We start from the raw sequence: 19,414 nt of genomic DNA on the forward strand, positions 1-19,414 counted from the left end.
CTCCATGAACCACCTGCAAGACGTTCCCCTGGCCAAGGCCTACCTGCTGCTCAACCACGGCCCGTCCACGATAGTCACCAGCGAACATGAAGGCGTGGCCAACGTGATGGCCGCGGCCTGGGTGATGCCGCTGGACTTCGACCCGCCCAAGCTGATGCTGGTGCTGGACCGCAACACCTGGTCGCGGCACCTGGTGGAAGGCTCCGGCGCCTTCGTCATCCAGCTGCCCTCGCGGCGCCAGGCCGAACTCACCCTGGCGGTGGGCTCCAGCAACGGCGGCGAACTGGACAAGTTCGCCCGCTACGCCATCGCCACCGGCCGCGCCCGCCAGGTGCAGGCGCCGATCGTCGAAGGCTGCCTGGCCTACCTGGAATGCAAGGTGATCGCCGAGCCGCACAACCAGGAGAAGTACGACCTGTTCATCGCCGAGGTGGTGGCGGCCTATGCGGACGAGCGGGTGTTCTCGAAGGGGCGCTGGCATTTTCCGGACGAGGAGTCGCGGACCATTCATTACCAGGCGGGTGGGGCTTTCTTTGCGACGGGGGAGGCGTTTCAGGTGGTCAAGGCGTGAAGGGCAAGAGCCCCTCACCCCAGCCCTCTCCCAGAGGGAGAGGGGGCCGTTCGGCATGCTCTGATGGCTTGGCTTCAGCCGGTGGTGCAGGAGTGCGCTGATGCTTCAGCAGGCAGAGGACAGCCCCCTCTCCCTTCGGGAGAGGGTTGGGGTGAGGGCAGCCGCGCTCAAACCCCACACCCAGCCCTACCCCCGCACCGCCGCCGAAACCACCCGCCCCCGCAAACTCACCCAGCACCCCGGCGCCCCATCCCCCACGCTCATCGCCAGGTCATGCAACCGCGCCACCGCCGCCACCAGGCTCAGCCCCAGGCCATTGCCCGGCGTATGCCGGCTGCGCTCGGAACGGTAGAAACGCCGCAGCACCGCCTCGCGCTCGTGCTCGGGAATCCCCGGCCCGTTGTCGCGCACCTGCACTTCCACCGAATCCTCGCCCGCTTCCACCCGCACCTCGACACGCCCCTCGGCCGGGGTGAACTTCAGCGCGTTGTCCACCAGGTTGCTCAGGGCGTCGAACAGCAGGTGCGCATCGCCCTGCAGCCAGGCCGGCTGCGCCGGGCCGCTGTAGCTCAGGAGCAGGCCGCGCTCCTCGGCCAGGGGCTCGAACAGCTCGACCACGTCGGCCGCCACCTGGGTCAGGTCCACCGCGACAAAGCCGGTGCGCCGCGCGCTGTCCTCGATCTCGGAGATGCGCAGCAGCGCGCGGAAGGTCAGCAGCAGGCCGTGGGCGTCCTCGATGGCCTGGTCGATGGCCGCGGCATACTCCTCCTTGCTGCAATCGCGCCGCTGGGCGCGCTCCAGGCCGGCGAGCAGGCGCGTCAGGGGCGTGCGCAGGTCGTGGGCGACGTCGTCGCACACGCCCTTCACCTCATGCATCAGCCGCTCGATCTCGTCGAGCATGCGGTTCACCACCACCGCCAGGCGGTCGACGTCGTCGGAGCTGCCGCGCACCGGCAGGCGCTCGCTGAGGTCGCCCTTGACGATGCGCTCGATGGCCCCGGTCACCGCGTCCAGGCGCTGCTGCGAGGTGCGCCCGGCGATGATCGCGCCGGCCAGGCCGAGGATCAGGATCAGCACCCCGCCGGAAGCCATGGCGCTGACCAGCAGTTCGTCGAACTCCAGCAGGTCCTGGATGTCCTGGCCGATCACCAGCACCTCGCCCGAGGGCATGCGGTGGACGATGCCACGCACCCGCCGCTCGCCGCCGGAAAGGCTGCGCCGGCTGAACTCGATGGGCGTGTCCAGCGCCGTGGTCGGCGGCTGCTCGGCGAGGGTGCCGGCCAGGCGCCGGCCGCTGGCGTCGAACAATGCCTGGGGGAAGTGCTGCTCGGGGTCCTTGGCCGCGTGCTCCTGCACCTCGCGCAGCAGTTCGGGCAACTCCAGGCCGGCGCGGTTGTGGATCTGCCGCGTCAGGTTGGCCTGCACCTCGGCGCGCAGGTAGCCGGCGGTGCGCCAGTACACGTAGCCGAACAGCGCCAGCGAGGCCACGCCGAACAGCAGCAGGAACAGCAGCGCCACGCGGAAGCTGGTGGTGCGCGGAATCTCACTCAGGCGCCCGGAGAACATAGCCCGCCCCCCGCACGGTGTGGATCATCGGCGGCTCGCCGTCCACGTCGACCTTGCGCCGCAGGCGGCCGATGTGCACCTCGATGACGTTGGTGCGCTCGTCGTAGCGGTAGTTCCACACCGCCTCGAAGAGCATGGTGCGGGTGACGATCTGCCCGGCGTGGCGCGCCAGGTACTCCAGCAGCTGGTACTCGCGCGGCACCAGGTCGATCGACCGTTCGCCGCGGCGCACCGAACGGCGCAGCAGGTCGATGTCCAGGTTGCCGATCCGCAGGCGGCTGTCGCGCGCCTCGCCACCGCGCGCGGCGCGGCGGGTCAGGGCGTCCAGGCGGGCGGTCAGCTCGATGAACTCGAAGGGCTTGGTCAGGTAGTCGTCGCCGCCGGCGCGCAGGCCGCGCACGCGCTCGTCGAGGTCGGAAAGCGCGCTGAGGATCAGCACCGGCGTCTCCACCCCGGCCGAGCGCAGCGCGGTGAGCATGGCCAGGCCGTCCATGCCGCCGGGCAGCATGCGGTCCAGGACGATCACCGCGAAGCTTTCGCTCAGGGCCCGCACCAGGCCGTCGCGGCCGTTGCCGGCCAGGCTGACCTGGTAGCCGTGGTCGTGCAGCGCGGCGCTGATCTCGGCGGCGGTGGCGGGGTCGTCTTCGACGACGAGAACCTGGGTCATGGGCGCGGTCCGTGGCGGCGGCGGGAGGTGTTCGGCAGTATATTTTGTCTGGCGCGGGCGAACGTCGGCCTCGCGCCAAGATGAACAAAAGTTTAGGTGCAGCCTTGAGAATCCTGGTCATCGAAGACGACCCGCAGGCCGCCGGCTACCTGGTGCGGGGCCTGCGCGAGAGCGGCCACATAGTCGACGCCGCGGGCGATGGCGTCCAGGGCCTGGACCTGGCCCTGGAGAACCTCTACGACGCCCTGGTGGTGGACCGCCGCCTGCCCGGCCTGGACGGCCTGGAACTGGTGCGCCGGCTGCGCGCCGCCGGCTCCGACACCCCGGTGCTGATGCTCAGCGCCCTGGCCTCCACCCACCACCGCGTCGAGGGCCTGCAGGCCGGCTGCGACGACTACCTGGCCAAGCCCTACGCCTTCGTCGAAGCCCACGCCCGCCTGGCCGCCCTGCTGCGCCGCACCGGCCGCCGCCTGCTCGGCGCGCGCCTGCAGGTCGGCGACCTGCAACTGGACTGCGAGGGCCGCGTGGCCCAGCGCCAGGGGCACAGCATCGCGCTGCAGCAGCGCGAGTTCCTGATACTGGAAAAACTCATGCGCCACGCCGACCAGGTGGTGACCCGCGGCATGCTGCTGGAAAGCGCCTGGGACTACGATTTCGACCCGCGCGACAACGTCATCGACAAGCACATCCACCGCCTGCGGCAGAAGGTCGACCAGGGCTTCGGGTGCACGCTGATCCACACGGTCCCCGGCGCCGGCTACATGCTCAGCGAAACGCCGCCGGAACAGGCCGCGCCAAGGCGCTTTTCGTAGAATGGGTTGAGCGAAGCGATACCCATCGCCCCCCCCCCCAACCGAACACCGGCCCTGCCGACGGGATCGCGGACAGAGTCCGCTCGCGCGCCATTCCCATGTAGGAGCGCGCCCTGCGCGCGAATGGCGGGCAGGGCCCCGCTCCTGCAAAAAACACCTCAGCGCAGCTGCAAGCGTGCCTATAAGGACCGCAAGTCCACCACACCTGGCATTCAGGCCGCCCGATTCAATGGCCGAGCCCGCTCTATGCGGGCACGTCGCTCTGGCGAATTCAACGCCGCCCACAGGTCGTTGCGCCGCTGCAGGTTGAGCCAGAACTCCGCGGAGTTGCCGAATACCCGGGCCAGCATCAGGGCGGTATCGGCCGTCACTGCCCTCCGGTCGTTGCACAGTTCGTTGACCAGCTTGCGCTGCACCCCCATCGCTTCGGCGAGGCGGCCTTGGGTCAGGCCTAGCGGATCGAGGAACTCGCTGCTGAGCACCTCGCCGACGCTGACTGGCTTGCGTTCGGTGATGATCACGTTGCACCTCATCGGTACGAATGGTTGTCGAGGTAGACGTCCGAGGCTTCGCCTTTTTCGCCATCCCAATGAAAGACCAGGCGCCATTGGCGATTCACCCGGATCGAGTGGTATGCCCGCAGGCTCCCCTGCAAGCGCTCGAAATGGTTGCTGGGTGGGCTACGCAAGTCCGCGTCCGTGGTGGCGTCGTCGAGCATCTGCAGCTTGCGGAACAGGCGCTCCTGGATATCCGCGGGAATCTGCCGGGGCATCCTGTCCCGCACGAAGAACGCTTCCAGCCACGCATCCCTGAAACTCCCGATCATGGGCCGGCTTCCTTGAAGGGAAATGTACCGCGTCACGGTACAACCGGCAAAGCTCTGGAGTTGTCAGCCAACGGTTAGGCAAAAGCCGCAAAGCCAATCGGAAACCTCCCAAGCGCCACCTAAACTTTTATTCAGCTTGGGAAGAACCGCCCGGTAGCTACCCGGCGCTAGGCTCGTCCATCACAGCAGCCCGCAGCACGCGGGACGCAGAAGGACGAACCCATGCCCCCAACCACCGCCGGCGCCCTGCCCCGGCTGGCCGCCGCCCTTTCCCTGGCCCTGCTCGGGGCCTGTTCGCTGGTGCCGCAGTACCAGCGGCCCACCGTGCCCCTCGCCAGCCGCTGGGACAATGCCGCCGCGCCCGCCGCCCAGATGCCGCAGCAGTGGTGGAAGGACTATGCCAGCGCCGAGCTGGACAGCCTGATCCAGCGCGCCGGCAGCGACAGCCTCACTCTGCAGGCAGCAGTGGCGCGGGTCGACCAGGCCCGGGCCAGCGCCCGCGTCGCCGGGGCCGCGCTGTACCCGGACCTGAGCCTGGGCGGCAGCTACGTCCACGATCACGACAGCAGCAAGAACGCCCACGACCTCTACGCCCAGGCCAGCTACGAGCTGGACTTCTGGGGCCGCAACCGCGCCCTGGCCGATTCCGCCACGGCGCAGGCCCAAGCCACGGCCTACGACCTGGAGACGGCGCGCATCGGCCTGCAGGCGGACATCGCCGACAGCTACTTCCAGGTGCTCTCGCTGGACGAGCGCCTGGCCGTGGCCAAGCGCATCGCCAGCGACGCCGAGAACATCCTGCAACTGGTGCAGACGCAGTCGCGGCTGGGCTCCTCTTCCGACCTGGAAGTGGAGCAGCAACGCAACGCCCTGCAGAACTTCCAGGCCAACGTCAGCGTCCTGGCCCAGCAGCGCGACGCCGCGCTCTACCAGTTGGCGGTGCTGGTGGGCGCCGCGCCCGAGGGCTTCGCTCTGCAGCACAGCGGCCTGGACGGCGTCCAGTTGCCCGAGGCGCGCGCCGGGCTGCCGGCCAGCCTGCTGAGCCAGCGGCCGGATATCCAGGCCGCCGAGGCGCGGCTGGTCTCGGCCAACTTCAATGTCGGCGCGGCGCGCGCGGCCTTCCTGCCGAACATCTCCCTGGGCGCCCTCGCCGGCAGCGACGTGCATACCGGCGGCGGGCTCTGGCAGCTGGCCGCCAGCCTCAGCCAGCCGTTGTTCGACGGCGGCCTGCTGGAAGGCCAGTTGCAGGCCGACCGCGCCCACGCCCGCGAGCTGGTCGCCGACTACCGGCAGAACGTGCTCCAGGCCCTGCAGGACGTGGAGACGCAGCTCAGCGCCAACGCCCGCCTGGCGCAGACCCAGCGCATCGACCAGGCCGCCGTGGACTCGGCGCGCAAGGCCGCCGACCTGGCCCAGGTGCGCTATCGCCTGGGCAGCACCGACTTCCTCACCCTGCTGACCGTGCAGCGCACCCTGTACCAGGCCGAGGACAGCCTGCTGCAGGTGCGCCTGCAACGCCTGCAGGCCTCCGTCGGCCTGAACCGTGCCCTCGGCGGCGGCTTCCAGGCGCCGGCGGGCGCCGAACTGGCCAGTAATCAACCTTCCGCACAGGCGATTCGACCGTGAGCCCGTCCCAGCCCTCCTCCCAACGGCGCTACTGGCGCCTGGCGTTCCTCTTCCTGGCCGTGGCGCTGGCCGTCTTCGCCTGGCGCCACTTCTCCGCCACCACGACGGCCAAGCCGGCCGAGGCGCCGGTGCCCGTGAGCCTGGGCGTGGCCGACCAGCGCGACCTGCCGATCTGGCTGCAAACCATCGGCACGGTGCAGGCGCTGAACGCAGTGGACATCAAGGTGCGGGTGGACGGCGAGCTGCAACAGCTGCACTTCCAGGAGGGCCAGATGGTCAAGGCCGGGCAACTGCTCGCCGAGATCGACCCGCGCCCCTACGCCGCCCAGGTGCTGCAGGCCAAGGCCAACAAGGCGCGCGACGAAGCGCAGCTGGCGGTGGCCAAGGTCAACCTCGAACGCGCCAGCAAGCTGGCCGCCGCCCATGCCGGGCCGAGCCAGGACGTGGACACCCTGCGCGGCCAGGTGGCCTCCCTGCAGGCCACGATCCAGGCCGACCAGGCGGCGCTGGACACCGCCCAGTTGCAGCTCGGCTACACCCGCATCGCCGCGCCCTTCGCCGGGCGCACCGGGCAGCGCCTGGTGGACGCCGGCAGCATCGTCCACGCCAGCGACAACACCGGCCTGCTGACGCTCACCCAGATGGCGCCGATCTCCCTGGCCTTCAGCCTGCCCCAGGAGGACCTGGCCGAAGTGCTGCAGGCCAACGCCGGGCAGGCGCTGCAGGTCGAGGCGCTGAGCCGCGACGGCCGCCAGCACATCGCCACGGGGCGGCTGAGCTTCATCGACAGCCAGGTCTCCAGCGGCAACGGGCAGATCCTGTTCAAGGCCGACTTCGCCAACGCCGACGGCAAGCTCTGGCCCGGCGAACTGCTCAGCGTGCGCCTGCTGCTGCGCACCGAGAAGGCCGCCACCGTGGTGCCGGCCAGCGCCGTGCAGCAGGGCCCGCAAGGCAGCTTCGTGTACGTGGTGGGACGCGACCAGCAGGCCCAGGTGCGTGAGGTGAAGGCCGGCGCGGTGGTCGATGGCCTGCAGTGGATCCACCAGGGCCTGGCGCCCGGCGAAACCGTGGTCACCGGCGGCCAGTACCGCCTGGCCCCTGGGCTGAAGGTCGCGGCCCTGGCAGACGCGCGGCAGACCGCCAGCGCGGAGCAGCATCAATGACACTCTCCGAACCCTTCATCCGCCGCCGGGTGGCGACCACCCTGCTGGCCCTGGGCGTGCTGCTGCTCGGCGCCGCCGCCTACTTCCTGCTACCGGTGGCGCCGCTGCCGCAGGTGGACATGCCGACCATCCAGGTGCAGGCCAAACTGCCCGGCGCCAGTGCCGAGACCATGGCCTCGTCCGTGGCCACGCCGCTGGAGCGGGCCTTCGCCAGCGTTCCCGGGGTCACCCAGATGACCTCCGCCAGTTCCCTCGGGCTGACGCAGATCACCCTGCAGTTCGACCTGGAGCGCAACATCGACGGCGCCGCCCAGGACGTGCAGACGGCGATCAACGCCGCCGGCGGCAACCTGCCGAAGAACCTGCCGGCGCCGCCGACCTTCCATAAGGTCAACCCGGCGGAGTTCACCTTCCTCTCCCTCGCCCTGACCTCGTCCACCCGCACCCTGCCGGAGCTGGACCGCTACGCCGACGACTACCTCGGCCAGCAGCTGTCGCAGATTCCCGGCGTCGGCCTGGTGGACTTCCACGGCGAGCAGCGCCCGGCGGTGCGCGTGCGCATCGACCCGGACGCCCTGGCCGCCCGCGACCTGACCCTCGACGACGTGCGCGAGGTGCTGGGCAACGCCACTGTGGACGCGCCCAAGGGCAACCTCGACGGCGCCGAGCGCGCGGTGACTCTCGACACCACCGACCAGCTCACCCGCGCCGCGCAGTACGGTTCGCTGGTGATCGCCTACCGCAACGGCGTGCCGATCCGCATCAGCGACCTGGGCACGGTGATCGACGGCGCCGAGGACGTGCGCCAGGCCGCCGGCCTGCAGGGCCGGCCGACGGTGATCGTCGACATCCACAAGCAGCCCGGCTACAACGTGCTGGCGGTGACCCAGGCGATCAAGGACCGCCTGCCGGCGCTGCTGGCGCAACTGCCGCGCGACGTGAAAGTCAGCCTGGTGGGCGACCGCACCCAGACCATCGACGCCTCCATCGACGAGGTGCAGTTCAACCTGCTGCTGTCCATCGTCCTGGTGGTGGCGGTGGTCTTCGTATTCCTGCGCAACGTCAGCGCCACTGTGATCCCGGCGCTGACCATCCCGCTGTCGCTGGTGGCCACCTTCGCGGCGATGTACGTGCTGGGCTACAGCCTGGACAACCTGTCGATCATGGCCCTGAGCATCGCCGTGGGCTTCGTGGTGGACGACGCCATCGTGGTGATGGAGAACATCATCCGCCACCTGGAGATGCACAAGCCGCCTCTGCAGGCAGCCATCGAGGGCACTGCCGAGGTGGCCTTCACCATCGTCTCCATGACCGTCTCGCTGGTGGCGGTGTTCATCCCCATCCTGTTCATGGGCGGGGTGATCGGCCGCCTGCTGCGCGAGTTCGCGGTGACCGTGAGCGTGGCGGTGGTGATGTCCGGGGTGGTTTCGCTGACGGTCACGCCGATGCTCTGCGCCTGGTTCATCCGCCACGACCTGCACGGCGTGCAGAACCGCTTCCTGCAATGGAGCGAGCGCACCTTCGACGCCCTGCTCGACGGCTACCGGCGCAGCCTGCGCCGCGTGCTGCGCCACGAACGCCTGACCCTGGCGGTGGCGCTGCTCACCCTGCTGGTCACCGCCGTGCTCTACGTCGAGGTGCCCAAGGGCTTCTTCCCGCAGCAGGACACCGGGGTGATCATGGGCGTGGCCGAGGCCAACGCGGACATTTCCTTCGCCGCGATGCGCGCACGCATGGCCGCGCTCAGCGAGGTGATCCAGCGCGACCCGGACGTGGCCAACGTCTACTACTGGATCGGCCCCAACCCCACCCTCAGCCAGGGCCGGGTGATGATCAACCTCAAGCCCTACGAGCAGCGCGCGGCCAAGGCCGACCAGGTGGTGGCGCGGCTCAAGCGCGAACTCGCCGCGGTTCCGGGCATCGCCCTGTACATGCAGATCCGCCAGGACGTGCAGATCGGCGGGCGGCCGAGCAAGACGCAGTTCCAGTACACCCTGCAGGACCCGGACAGCCATGAGCTGGACCACTGGGCCGCGGTGCTGCTGGCGCGCCTGAAGCAACTGCCGCAACTGCGCGACGTGGCCACCGACCAGCAGCAGGCGGCGCCGCGCGCCACCCTGCACATCGACCGCGACAGCGCCGCGCGCCTGGGCGTGAACGTGCAGGCGATCGACGACGTGCTCTACGACGCCTTCGGCCAGCGCCAGGTGGCGACGCTGTTCACCGCACTGGACCAGTACCACGTGATCCTCGAACTGGACCCGCGCTGGCAGGTGTCGGAGGAAAGCCTCAAGCACCTCTATGCGCGCTCCAGCCTGACCGGCGAGCTGGTGCCGCTGAGCGTGCTCGGCCGCCTGGAGCCGGACCTGGCGCCCATCACCATCAACCACCAGGGGCTGTTCCCGGCGGTCACCCTGTCGTTCAACCTGGCGCCGGGCTACGCCCTGGGCGACGCGGTCGCCGCCATCCAGCAGGCCACCCGCCAGGCCGGCCTGCCGGACAGCGTCAGCGGCACCTTCCAGGGCACCGCCCAGGCCTTCCAGGATTCGCTGCGCAGCCAGCCGTGGCTGATCCTGGCGGCGGTGGTCACGGTGTACATCGTCCTCGGCGTGCTCTACGAGAGCCCGCTGCTGCCGCTGTCGATCCTCTCCACCCTGCCCTCGGCCGGCCTCGGCGCGCTGCTGGCGCTGCTGCTGTGCGGCCAGGACCTGTCGCTGATGGGGATGATCGGCATCATCCTGCTGATCGGCATCGTCAAGAAGAACGCAATCATGATGATCGACTTCGCCCTGGTGGCCGAACGCGGCGGCATGACGCCGGAGCAGGCGACTATCGAGGGCAGCACCCTGCGCTTCCGGCCGATCCTCATGACCACCCTGGCGGCGCTGTTCGGCGCCCTGCCGCTGGCCCTGGGCACCGGCTCCGGCGCCGAGCTGCGCCAGCCGCTGGGCATCGCCATCGTCGGCGGCCTGCTGGTGTCGCAGGTGCTGACGCTGTACACCACGCCAGTGATCTACCTGTGGTTCTCGCGCCTGGCCGCCAGCTTCCGCGCCTGGCGCCAGGTGCGCGGCGGCCTGCTGCTTCCGCCGCAGCGCTGAGCGCCGTTCAGGCGCCCTGCTCGAAGGCCCAGTACGGCTTCGACGAGCCCAGCGCCGCCGCCGGCGAGGCCCACTGCAGCGGCGTGCCTTCCAGCAGCAATGGCGGGCGTAGGCGCTGCGCCGGGCCCCAGGCGGTGGCCTCGATGGCCGGGTCGAGGTCGGCCGGCGCCTCCCCGGCCAGCGCCGGCAAGGCCTCGGCCTGCATCCCCTGCTCCACCAGGAACTGCGCGGTGCGCGCCAGCGACAGGCGCCAGGTGCTGCCGCGCCCGCTGGCCAGGCGCCGGCCCAGGCCGCAGAGCGCGGCGGCGGCCATCAGGTAGCCGGTGGCGTGGTCCAGGGCCTGCACCGGCAGCGGCACCGGCTTGTCGGCCTGGCGCCAGCGCATGCCGGCCTCGGCGATGCCGGTGCTCATCTGCACCAGGCTGTCGAAGCCGCGGCGGTTGCGCCAGGGGCCGCTCCAGCCGTAGGCGTTCAGGCTCACGTCGACCAGCCCCGGCGCCAGGTCCTGGCGCACTTCGGCGTCGAAGCCGAGGTTCTCCAGGGCGTCGCCGCGGTAGCCGTGGATCAGCACGTCGGCGTGACGCAGCAGTTCCTCGAAGCGCTCACGCCCGGGCGGGTCCTTCAGGTCCAGGCGCGCGCAGCGCTTGCCCAGGCAGACCTCGGGAATCACCCCCGGCTCGTCCCAGCCCGGCGGATCGATGCGCAGCACCTCGGCGTCGAGCCCAGCGAGGAAGCGGCTGGCCACCGGCCCGGCGAGCACCCGGGTGAGGTCCAGTACCCGCACGCCGGCCAGCGGCCGCTCCGCCGTCAGGGCCCAGGCCGGCGCGGGGGCGATGGCCTGTTCCTGACACCAGATCAGGTCCTGTTCGGCCAGGGCCTGGCCCTGGGGGTGCGCCTTCCATTCGTCGATGGAGCGCATTTCGGCGGCGCAACCACCGGTAGCCACTACCGCATGCTCCAGTTCGGCCTTGTTCCAGGTGGCGACGCGGGCCGCCGCCTCTTCACGGCTGGCGACCGGGCCCAGCACCCGCACCACGGCGGCACGGTGGTGCGGGGCGTTGGTGTGCAGGCGGATCCAGCCGTCGCGGGTGACGTAGTCGCCGGCGATGTCGCCCCACATGGGCGGCAGCGCCCAGCCCTGGGGCCGCAGCGTCCAGGCGAACCAGAAGGACGCCAGGCGGCGGTCCACCTGCAGCGCCCCCGGCGACTGGCCGGCGCGCTTGAGCAAGGCCGCGGCGGCCAGGCCGGCCGTGGCGATGGAGGCGCCAGCGAGGTCGGTGACGGCGAAGGTCGAGGGCAGCCCGCCCTCGGCCTGGAAGGACAGGGACGCGGGCAGGGCCGCGTTCTCTTCCAGGGCTTGCCACAGGGCCCTGGTCATCTGGCTGGCGAGCATGCTGCACCTCGTCTGAAGAAGTCCGTGAAACGGACCCGCCAGGCAACCTTAGCCCGCCCGCCGCACCGCCGCGAGCCGGCCTTTCGCCGCAGAGGAATCGCGGGCAATAAAAAACCCGCCGATGGCGGGTTCTTTATTGGGGCGCTAGTCCTTTAGCAATGTGCCTACCATCGCCCCACGCGCGTGAAAATTTCGTGAAGAAACTCGGGCTCAGCCGGAATAATCAAGCGCCGTCCAGGCACGGCTGAGGTCGTCGCGGATACGGCAGGCGGACAGGTCGCCGCCCTCCTCGCCCACGCTCAGCAAGCGGGTGGCGCCGGTGCCGTCGTCGTACACCTCGGTCAGCGTCTGCAGGCGGCCGCAGTTGGGCGTGTCGATCACATAGCTGGCCACCATCGCCGAGCGCGAGCGCGGCACGCGGATGGCGTCGCGCACGATGCCGTGTTCCTCCACGCGCTTGCCGTCGGCCACCAGCACCGCCCAGGCCTCGTGGCCGTCGATCACCAGATAGGCGCCATTGGCCTTGGGGCCTTCCGCCGGCGGCTGGGCGCAGCCGCCGAGCAGGGCCAGGAGGGCGAGCACCAGCAGGGCTTTGACTTGCTTCATCACGCGTTCCTCTTCTTTGTCGTCGCCGCGGGGCGGGGCCCGGTTTCGCGGCGGCCATGGATTCTGTGAGCCAGCGAAACCATGGTAGCCACAAAATACTGTTCATGCATACAGTATTTTTCGATTATGCTTCTGTCATCGACGAAAGGCACCCTGGCAACAGGTGGCAGGCAAGGACCCGAACAGGAGCGAAAGCGATGGTGGACATCCGCCAGATGAAATACACCGTGAACCACATGGGCGTGGAGGAAGTCAGCGAAGCGGTCGCCGAGTTGCACCTCGAGGGCCTGGTCACCGAGGGCAAGACGCCCTTCTCGCGCACCCACTTCAACACCTGCTTCGCCGAGATCGAGGCGCTGCTGCAGCGCGCCGGCTACCACCGCCCGCTGGACGTCGTGGGCTACCAGGGCCAGGCCTACGCCATGTTCGACCCCACGCGCTGGGAGGCGGTGCAGGTGCTGCGCTGGCTGAAGGAATACGTGGAGGAGGCCCACAGCGAGGCGGCGGGGGCCTGAGGCCTCCCCCTCCGCGGAGATGGCAAAAGGCCGCAAAGGCTTGCCGCAGAGCGGCCGGACTTGCGCACAAGGGGTTCGGCCACTAATGTCCTTGGGGCAGTTTCGCACCAGCACGCTGAATCAAGGACGAGTCCATGAGCAAGACGCTCCCCAAGGACTGGCTGTGGGCCTACCACAAACTTCGCAGCCTCTCCGTCGGCCGCACCAGTTCCGCCTTCCTCGCCACCCTCTACCACCTGCGCGGCGACACCGGCCCCTTCTACTGCAAGGGCGGGCTGAGCAAGTCGCGCCTGGTGCGCAAGGAGTCCTGAGCCTTCGCGGCACCGAGCCCTTGTAGGAGCGCGCCCTGCGCGCGAATCGCGGACGGAGTCCGCTCCTACACCATCCCACATACCACGCGTGATCGCGATGTAACCCCGTAGGATGGGTTGAGCGAAGCCCATCACCACCACCGCATGGGTTTCGCAAGCTCAACCCATCCTACGAAAAGCATCTCGGCACAGCCGGCAAGACAGTTGTCCTACAGGTAACCCCGCACCCTCCCCCTGTAGGAGCGCGCCCTGCGCGCGAATCGCGGGCAGGGACCGTTCCGGTAGTCCTGCACCGGACCCACTCCGTATGAGCGAACCTGGCTTTTCGTAGGATGGTGTTGAGCGAAGCGATACCCATCACCGCGAGCGCATGGGTTTCGCAAGCTCAACCCATCCTACGAAAAGCATCTCGGCACAGCCGGCAAGACAGTTGTCCTACAGGTAACCCCGCCCCCTCCCCCTGTAGGAGCGCGCCCTGCGCGCGAATCGCGGGCAGGGCCCGCTACGGTAGTCCTGCACCGGGCCCACTCCGTATGAGCGAACCTGGCTTTTCGTAGGATGGTGTTGAGCGAAGCGATACCCATCACCGCGACCGCATGGGTTTCGCAAGCTCAACCCATCCTACGAAAGGCACCTCGGCGCAGCCGGCAACGTAGGAGCGGATTCATCCGCGATCCGGCCGCCAGGCCGGCCACGCCCCGCGAACGCCACACCCTCAGGGATACGACCGCCGCTGCCCGTTCGAACGCGTCGTCCCCGGGGTGACGTCGAACTGCACGCCATTGGGGTATTCGATGCTCTGGCGGATGCCACCGTTGGTGCCACCGCCGCTGTTGTCGATGATCACCCGGCTGGAGCCCTGTTCGTAGCTGCGCGGAACCTGGACGCCACCATAGCCGTCATAGCGCTGCACGCTCGACGAGCTGTCGATGCTGCCGCTGGCACCGGGGCTGACGTAGATGCGCTCGATGCTGCGCACCGGCGGCTGGCCGGCCAGCGCCACCCCGGCCACCAGGCTGGCGAGCAGGCCGCAAAGCGCTCGGCTCTTCATGCGGGTCATGCTGGCTGAACCTCCGGTTAGGCTGGAAATGTTCCCAGTCTAACAACTCCAGTTTCCTACGCACCTGTTCCTTGCCATTCGATTGCCACGATTGGCAGATCGTTTCATATCAGTAAGATGCGACGATTTCTGAAAGAAGTTTCTGATGAATATTCGTCGCCAAGCACTATTCCTCCTGCTCGCGGCCTTGCCCCTGGCCGCCTCCGCCGCCGCCCCGCGCACCTTCCAGGAAGCCAAGAAGATCGGCTGGAAGCTCTATGCCCGCCAGTCGGTGGAGTTCTATTGCGGCTGCCGCTACAAGGGCAACCGCGTCGACCTGGCCAGTTGCGGCTACGTACCGCGCAAGAACGCCAAGCGCGCCGGGCGCATCGAATGGGAGCACATAGTCCCGGCCTGGGTCATCGGCCACCAGCGCCAGTGCTGGCAGAGCGGCGGGCGCAGCAACTGCTCGCGGCACGACCCGGTGTACCAGCGCGCCGAGGCCGACCTGTTCAACCTGGTGCCGAGCATCGGCGAGGTCAACGGCGACCGCAACAACTTCGGCTACGGCTGGCTGCCGCAGCAGGCGCCGCAGTATGGCGCCTGCCCGATGGTCATCGACTTCAAAGCGAAGAAGGCCATGCCGCGCCCGCAGATCCGCGGGATGATCGCCCGCACCTACTTCTACATGAGCGACCGCTACGGCCTGAGGCTGTCCAAGCAGGACCGCCAGCTGTACCAGGCCTGGAGCAAGCAGTACCCGGTGGAAAGCTGGGAGCGCCAGCGCAACCAGATGGTCGGCTGCGTGATGGGCTGGGGCAATCCCTACGTGGGCAAGATCGACCTGCAGGGCTGCGGCAGCGCGGGCAGCGTCGCCGGGCGCTGAAAGCCAGGCGACGGCCGCCGCGCCCGGCAGTAGACTCAGCGGGCGCGCCCTGTCGCGCAGGCCTCATTTTCCCTGTCTGGAGTACCTCGCATGTCCCTGTCGATCTACCAGATTTCCGTTCCGGTGTTCATCCGCATGCTCGGCAACCTCTCGGCCATCCTGGCCAAGGCCGAGGCCCATGCCCAGGCCAGGTCCATCGACCCGACGGTGCTGCTGAACGCCCGCCTGGCCCCGGACATGTTCCCGCTGGCGCGCCAGGTGCAGATCGCCAGCGACGCCGCCAAGGGCTGCGCCGCCCGCCTGGCCGGCGTGGAGATTCCCAGCTACGCCGACGACGAACAGAGCTTCGCCGACCTGCAGGCGCGCATCGCGAAGACCGTCGACTACCTCAAGGGCTTCAAGCCCGAGCAGTTCGAAGGCGCCGAGAACCGCGACATCCACATCAAGACGCCGAGCCGCGAGCTGCAGTTCAAGGGCCTGGACTTCCTGCTCGGCTTCGCCAACGCCAACTTCTACTTCCACGTCACCACCGCCTACGCCATCCTCCGCCACAACGGCGTGGAGCTGGGCAAGATGGACTTCCTCGGCGGCGCCTGAGCCCGCCCGCGGGCGCCGGCCTGGCCGGCGCCCTCCTCCCGTCAGCGTCCCGGCAGCGGCAGGCTGGTGGTCGACTTGATCTCCGACAGCGCGACTATGGAGTTGATCTCCTGGATGCCCGGCACCTGCGACAGGCGCTCGAAGAAGAAGCGCTCGTAGGCCTCGATGTCCTCGGTGACGATGCGCAGCATGAAGTCCACTGCGCCCATCAGCACATGGCATTCCAGCACCTCGGGGAACTCGCGGATGGCCGCGGCGAACTCGGTGAGGTTGTTGCGGCCGTGGGTGTTCAGCTTCACCTGGGCGAAAATCTGCGTGTTGAGGCCGATCTTCTTGCGGTCCAGCAGGGTCACCTGGCGGCGGATCACCCCTTCTTCCTTCAGACGCTGGATACGCCGCCAACACGGGGATTGCGACAGGCCGATGCGCTCGGCGATCTCGGCGGTGGAGAAGGTCGCCTCCTCCTGCAGCAGGGCGAGGATGCGTTTGTCATAGGCATCCAGCTCGATCGGCATGATTTATTCTCCAATCCATAAAATCACGCATAGTCTATTCCCAATCCACTCATCTTGGCGCCCATTTCGCAAAGCAAAACCCGGCCGGGCCACCGACAATGAGCCACCTCCCAGCCTTGCCGGTCACCCGCCATGAACCAAGCCGTTTCCCTGCCCAACAGCACCGCCGCCCTGCCCGCCAGCCTGCTCGACGCCGCCCCCGCCGAGCGCCCCGACGGCTGGACCCGCCGCCCGGCCGATATGGCGCGCCAGGCGCACTTCGCCATCCGCGCCGAAGCCGACGCCGACGTGCTGTGCAAGCTGCTGAACCTGTTCGCCCTGCAGGGCTGGCTGCCGGCCGAGGTGCATGCCGTGCAGGCGGGGGAATGGCTGCAGGTGGACCTGCGCATCGCGGGCATGCCGGAGCAGCGTGGCGAGGTGATGGCCGAGCGCATGCGCTCGCTGGTCAGCGTGGCGGCGGTGGAATTGGCGTTCAGCGGCTGCTGACGGAGCGATCTGTCCGTTCAGCGATACAGGCTGGCTTTCTCGCGTTAGCCGGAAGGCCACCGCGGGCATAGAGTCGGAACCGTCATCCGTCCGTCAGAGGCGGCGACCGCATTCTTCGTACCTTGCCCGAGATGATCGCCATGGCTCGCCCACGTCTGCTCCCCGACAACTTCACCCTGGCTCTGGTCGCCACCGTGGCCATCGCCAGCCTGCTGCCCTGCCAGGGGCAGGTGGCCACCGCCTTCGGCTGGATCACCAACCTGGCCATCGGCCTGCTGTTCTTCCTGCACGGCGCCAAGCTGTCGCGCCAGGCCATCATCGCCGGCGCCACCCACTGGCGCCTGCACCTGCTGGTGTTCGCCTGCACCTTCATCCTCTTCCCGATCCTCGGCCTGGCGCTCAAGCCGGTGCTCTCGCCGCTGGTGACCCCGGACCTGTACCTGGGCCTGCTGTACCTGTGCGCCCTGCCGGCCACCGTGCAGTCGTCCATCGCCTTCACCTCGCTGGCCCGCGGCAACATCCCGGCGGCGGTGTGCAGCGCCTCGGCGTCCAGCCTGATCGGCATCTTCCTCACCCCGCTGCTGGTCCAGCTGCTGCTGGGCGTGCATGGCGACACCGGCGTCTCCACCCTCGATGCCATCGGCAAGATCACCCTGCAACTGCTGGTGCCCTTCATCGCCGGCCAGGCCCTGCGCGGCGTGATCGGCGGCTGGGTGGACCGGCACAAGCCGGTGCTGCGCTACGTCGACCAGGGCTCGATCCTGCTGGTGGTCTACACCGCCTTCAGCGCCGCGGTGATCCAGGGCCTGTGGCACCAGGTGCCGCTGACCGCGCTGGCCGGCCTGGTGGTGGTGTGCTGCATCCTGCTGGCCCTGGCGCTGCTGGCCACCAACCAACTCAGCCGCCGCCTGGGCTTCAACAAGGAGGACGAGATCACCATCGTCTTCTGCGGCTCGAAGAAGAGCCTGGCCACCGGCGTGCCCATGGCCCAGGTGCTGTTCGCCACCGGCAGCATCGGCGTGATCCTGCTGCCGCTGATGCTCTTCCACCAGATCCAGCTGATGGTCTGCGCGGTGCTGGCCCAGCGCTACGCCAAGCGCCAGCAGGAAAGCGCAGCGGCGGCGCAGGTGGCGCAGTCGCGCTGAGCCGAGGCGCTTTTCGCAGGATGGGTTGAGCCTTGGCGAAACCCATGCGGCCACGGCGATGGGTATCGCTTCGCTCAACCCATCCTACGGAGTGCCATATTTGCCTGTAGGAGCGCGCCCTGCGCGCGAATCGCGGGCAGGGTCCGCTCCTCCAGGTTGGTGCCCCGCGAAGTCAGGCCACCGGCGAACGCATGGTGACGAACTCCTCGGCCGCCGTCGGGTGGATGCCGATGGTCTCGTCGAACACGCGCTTGGTGGCCCCGGCCTTGAGCGCCACGGCGATGCCCTGGAGGATCTCGCCGGCCTCCGGGCCGACCATGTGGCAGCCCAGCACCTGGTCGCTGTCGGCGTCGACGATCAGCTTCATCAGGGTCTTTTCCTGGGATTCGGTAAGGGTCAGCTTGAGCGCGCGGAAGCGGCTCTCGAACAGCTTGACGCGGTGCCCGGCGGCGCGCGCCTCGTCCTCGGTGAGGCCGACGGTGCCGATGTTCGGCAGGCTGAACACCGCCGTGGGGATCAGCTTGTAGTCCACCGGCCGGTATTCCTCGGGGCGGAACAGGTGGCGCGCCACGGCCATGCCCTCGGCCAGGGCCACCGGCGTCAGCTGCACGCGGCCGATGACGTCGCCGATGGCGCGGATCGACGGCTCGCTGGTGCGGTAGGCCTCGTCGACCTTGACGAAGCCCTTGTCGTTCAAGGCTACATCGACGTTCTCCAGCCCCAGGCCATCGAGCATCGGCCGGCGGCCGATGGCGTAGAACACGCAGTCGGCCTCCAGCAGGCGACCGTCCTTGAGAGTCGCCAGCAGGCTGCCGTCGGCCTGCTTGTCGATGCGCGCGATGTCGGCGTTGAACTGCAGGTCCAGGCCCTTCTTCGTCAGTTCGTCGCGCAGGTGCTCGCGCACGCTGCGGTCGAAGCCGCGCAGGAACAGTTCGCGGCGGTACAGCAGGCTGGTCTGCGCACCCAGGCCATGGAAGATGGAGGCGAACTCCACGGCGATGTAGCCGCCGCCCACCACCAGCACCCGGCGCGGCAGCTGCGGCAGGAAGAAGGCCTCCTGGGAGGTGATGATGTGTTCCTTGCCGGGGATGTCCGGCACCTGGGGCCAGCCGCCGGTGGCGATGAGGATGTTGGCGGCGCGGAAGCGCTGGCCGTCGACTTCCACGGTGTGGGCGTCGACCAGGCGCGCATGGCCTTCGAGCAGGCTCACCCCGCTGTTCACCAGCAGGTTGCGGTAGATGCCGTTGAGGCGGTGGATCTCGCGGTTCTTGTTGGCGATCAGGGTCGGCCAGTCGAAGCGCGCTTCGCCCAGGCTCCAGCCGAAGCCGGCGGCCTGCTCGAAGTCCTCGTGGAAGTGCGCACCGTACACCAGCAGCTTCTTCGGCACGCAGCCGACGTTCACGCAGGTGCCGCCCAGGTAGCGGCTCTCGGCCACCGCCACGCGCGCGCCGAACCCCGCGGCGAACCGCGCGGCGCGCACGCCGCCGGAACCCGCGCCAATCACGAACAGGTCGAAATCGAAAGCCATCGTCGTTCTCCACTGGCAGATGCCCGGCAGCATACCTCATCGCCGCTGGCCTATCCTGCCAGCA

20 protein-coding genes are annotated in these 19,414 nt (G+C 69.0%); 11 read left to right on the forward strand and 9 right to left on the reverse strand.

Annotated elements, in window-relative coordinates:
• Positions 1-4 precede the first annotated feature (4 nt).
• Positions 5-571 carry a flavin reductase family protein gene (locus tag PM1_RS16785; protein ID WP_009619987.1) on the forward strand — a complete coding sequence of 189 codons (567 nt, stop codon included), beginning with the start codon at positions 5-7 and terminating at the stop codon, positions 569-571.
• Positions 572-757: 186 nt separating this feature from the next.
• Here the strand turns inward: PM1_RS16785 and PM1_RS16790 are convergent, their stop codons facing one another.
• Entirely contained in the window at positions 758-2,137 is a 1,380-nt protein-coding gene (locus tag PM1_RS16790) for a sensor histidine kinase (RefSeq protein ID WP_009619986.1), read from the reverse strand.
• On the reverse strand, positions 2,115-2,804 hold the full coding sequence (locus tag PM1_RS16795; protein ID WP_009619984.1) for a response regulator transcription factor: 690 nt from the start codon (positions 2,802-2,804) through the stop codon (positions 2,115-2,117). Before PM1_RS16795 ends, PM1_RS16790 begins: the two co-directional genes overlap by 23 nt.
• A gap of 104 nt (positions 2,805-2,908) precedes the next feature.
• On the opposite strand from PM1_RS16795, the gene PM1_RS16800 reads away from it, so the two are divergent.
• Positions 2,909-3,616, forward strand: a complete 708-nt coding sequence (locus PM1_RS16800; RefSeq protein WP_009619982.1) for a response regulator transcription factor — start codon at positions 2,909-2,911, stop codon at positions 3,614-3,616.
• A gap of 212 nt (positions 3,617-3,828) precedes the next feature.
• Here PM1_RS16800 and PM1_RS16805 read toward each other — a convergent pair whose 3' ends face one another.
• Together PM1_RS16805 and PM1_RS16810 are read right to left on the reverse strand one after the other, a co-directional pair.
• Positions 3,829-4,137 (reverse strand): HigA family addiction module antitoxin, encoded by a 309-nt coding sequence (locus tag PM1_RS16805; RefSeq protein WP_024128404.1) that lies wholly within the window; start codon positions 4,135-4,137, stop codon positions 3,829-3,831.
• 8 nt (positions 4,138-4,145) lie between these two features.
• Entirely contained in the window at positions 4,146-4,442 is a 297-nt protein-coding gene (locus tag PM1_RS16810) for a type II toxin-antitoxin system RelE/ParE family toxin (protein WP_009619978.1), read from the reverse strand.
• 222 nt (positions 4,443-4,664) lie between these two features.
• On the opposite strand from PM1_RS16810, the gene PM1_RS16815 reads away from it, so the two are divergent.
• The 3 genes from PM1_RS16815 to PM1_RS16825 are packed head-to-tail and all read left to right on the forward strand — an operon-like array spanning position 4,665 to position 10,329.
• On the forward strand, positions 4,665-6,068 hold the full coding sequence (locus PM1_RS16815) for an efflux transporter outer membrane subunit (protein ID WP_009619976.1): 1,404 nt from the start codon (positions 4,665-4,667) through the stop codon (positions 6,066-6,068).
• Positions 6,065-7,231 carry an efflux RND transporter periplasmic adaptor subunit gene (locus PM1_RS16820; RefSeq protein WP_009619974.1) on the forward strand — a complete coding sequence of 389 codons (1,167 nt, stop codon included), beginning with the start codon at positions 6,065-6,067 and terminating at the stop codon, positions 7,229-7,231. The genes PM1_RS16815 and PM1_RS16820 overlap by 4 nt, the downstream gene beginning before the upstream one ends.
• On the forward strand, positions 7,228-10,329 hold the full coding sequence (locus PM1_RS16825; protein ID WP_009619973.1) for an efflux RND transporter permease subunit: 3,102 nt from the start codon (positions 7,228-7,230) through the stop codon (positions 10,327-10,329). The genes PM1_RS16820 and PM1_RS16825 overlap by 4 nt, the downstream gene beginning before the upstream one ends.
• Positions 10,330-10,336: 7 nt before the next feature.
• Here the strand turns inward: PM1_RS16825 and PM1_RS16830 are convergent, their stop codons facing one another.
• Together PM1_RS16830 and PM1_RS16835 are read right to left on the reverse strand one after the other, a co-directional pair.
• Complete coding sequence (locus PM1_RS16830; RefSeq protein WP_024128403.1) at positions 10,337-11,707, reverse strand: CoA transferase; 1,371 nt, start codon at positions 11,705-11,707, stop codon at positions 10,337-10,339.
• A 225-nt stretch (positions 11,708-11,932) separates the two neighbouring features.
• Positions 11,933-12,328 carry a hypothetical protein gene (locus PM1_RS16835; RefSeq protein WP_009619969.1) on the reverse strand — a complete coding sequence of 132 codons (396 nt, stop codon included), beginning with the start codon at positions 12,326-12,328 and terminating at the stop codon, positions 11,933-11,935.
• Between the two features lie 197 nt (positions 12,329-12,525).
• Here PM1_RS16835 and PM1_RS16840 point away from each other — a divergent pair, with 197 nt between their 5' ends.
• Together PM1_RS16840 and PM1_RS16845 are read left to right on the forward strand one after the other, a co-directional pair.
• Positions 12,526-12,843, forward strand: a complete 318-nt coding sequence (locus tag PM1_RS16840; RefSeq protein WP_009619967.1) for a hypothetical protein — start codon at positions 12,526-12,528, stop codon at positions 12,841-12,843.
• A gap of 134 nt (positions 12,844-12,977) precedes the next feature.
• Entirely contained in the window at positions 12,978-13,154 is a 177-nt protein-coding gene (locus tag PM1_RS16845) for a hypothetical protein (protein WP_009619965.1), read from the forward strand.
• Between the two features lie 715 nt (positions 13,155-13,869).
• Here PM1_RS16845 and PM1_RS16850 read toward each other — a convergent pair.
• Entirely contained in the window at positions 13,870-14,205 is a 336-nt protein-coding gene (locus PM1_RS16850) for a hypothetical protein (protein WP_043300275.1), read from the reverse strand.
• A gap of 154 nt (positions 14,206-14,359) precedes the next feature.
• Between PM1_RS16850 and PM1_RS16855 the strand changes: the two genes are divergently transcribed.
• Both PM1_RS16855 and PM1_RS16860 read left to right on the forward strand, forming a co-directional pair.
• Complete coding sequence (locus tag PM1_RS16855; protein ID WP_009619962.1) at positions 14,360-15,079, forward strand: endonuclease; 720 nt, start codon at positions 14,360-14,362, stop codon at positions 15,077-15,079.
• A gap of 90 nt (positions 15,080-15,169) precedes the next feature.
• Entirely contained in the window at positions 15,170-15,676 is a 507-nt protein-coding gene (locus tag PM1_RS16860) for a DUF1993 domain-containing protein (protein ID WP_009619960.1), read from the forward strand.
• 41 nt (positions 15,677-15,717) lie between these two features.
• Here the strand turns inward: PM1_RS16860 and PM1_RS16865 are convergent, their stop codons facing one another.
• A complete protein-coding gene (locus tag PM1_RS16865; RefSeq protein ID WP_009619958.1) occupies positions 15,718-16,191 on the reverse strand; it encodes an Lrp/AsnC family transcriptional regulator in 474 nt (157 codons plus the stop codon).
• A gap of 132 nt (positions 16,192-16,323) precedes the next feature.
• Between PM1_RS16865 and PM1_RS16870 the strand changes: the two genes are divergently transcribed.
• Positions 16,324-16,677: a hypothetical protein gene (locus tag PM1_RS16870; protein ID WP_009619956.1), complete on the forward strand. Its 354-nt coding sequence runs from the start codon at positions 16,324-16,326 to the stop codon at positions 16,675-16,677.
• Positions 16,678-16,817: 140 nt separating this feature from the next.
• Positions 16,818-17,822 carry a bile acid:sodium symporter family protein gene (locus tag PM1_RS16875; RefSeq protein WP_009619954.1) on the forward strand — a complete coding sequence of 335 codons (1,005 nt, stop codon included), beginning with the start codon at positions 16,818-16,820 and terminating at the stop codon, positions 17,820-17,822.
• 172 nt (positions 17,823-17,994) lie between these two features.
• Here the strand turns inward: PM1_RS16875 and gorA are convergent, their stop codons facing one another.
• Positions 17,995-19,350 (reverse strand): glutathione-disulfide reductase, encoded by a 1,356-nt coding sequence (gorA, locus tag PM1_RS16880; RefSeq protein ID WP_009619952.1) that lies wholly within the window; start codon positions 19,348-19,350, stop codon positions 17,995-17,997.
• Positions 19,351-19,414: the final 64 nt, after the last annotated feature.

The organism is Pseudomonas sp. M1, assembly GCF_022760135.1.
Lineage (GTDB): Bacteria > Pseudomonadota > Gammaproteobacteria > Pseudomonadales > Pseudomonadaceae > Pseudomonas > Pseudomonas citronellolis.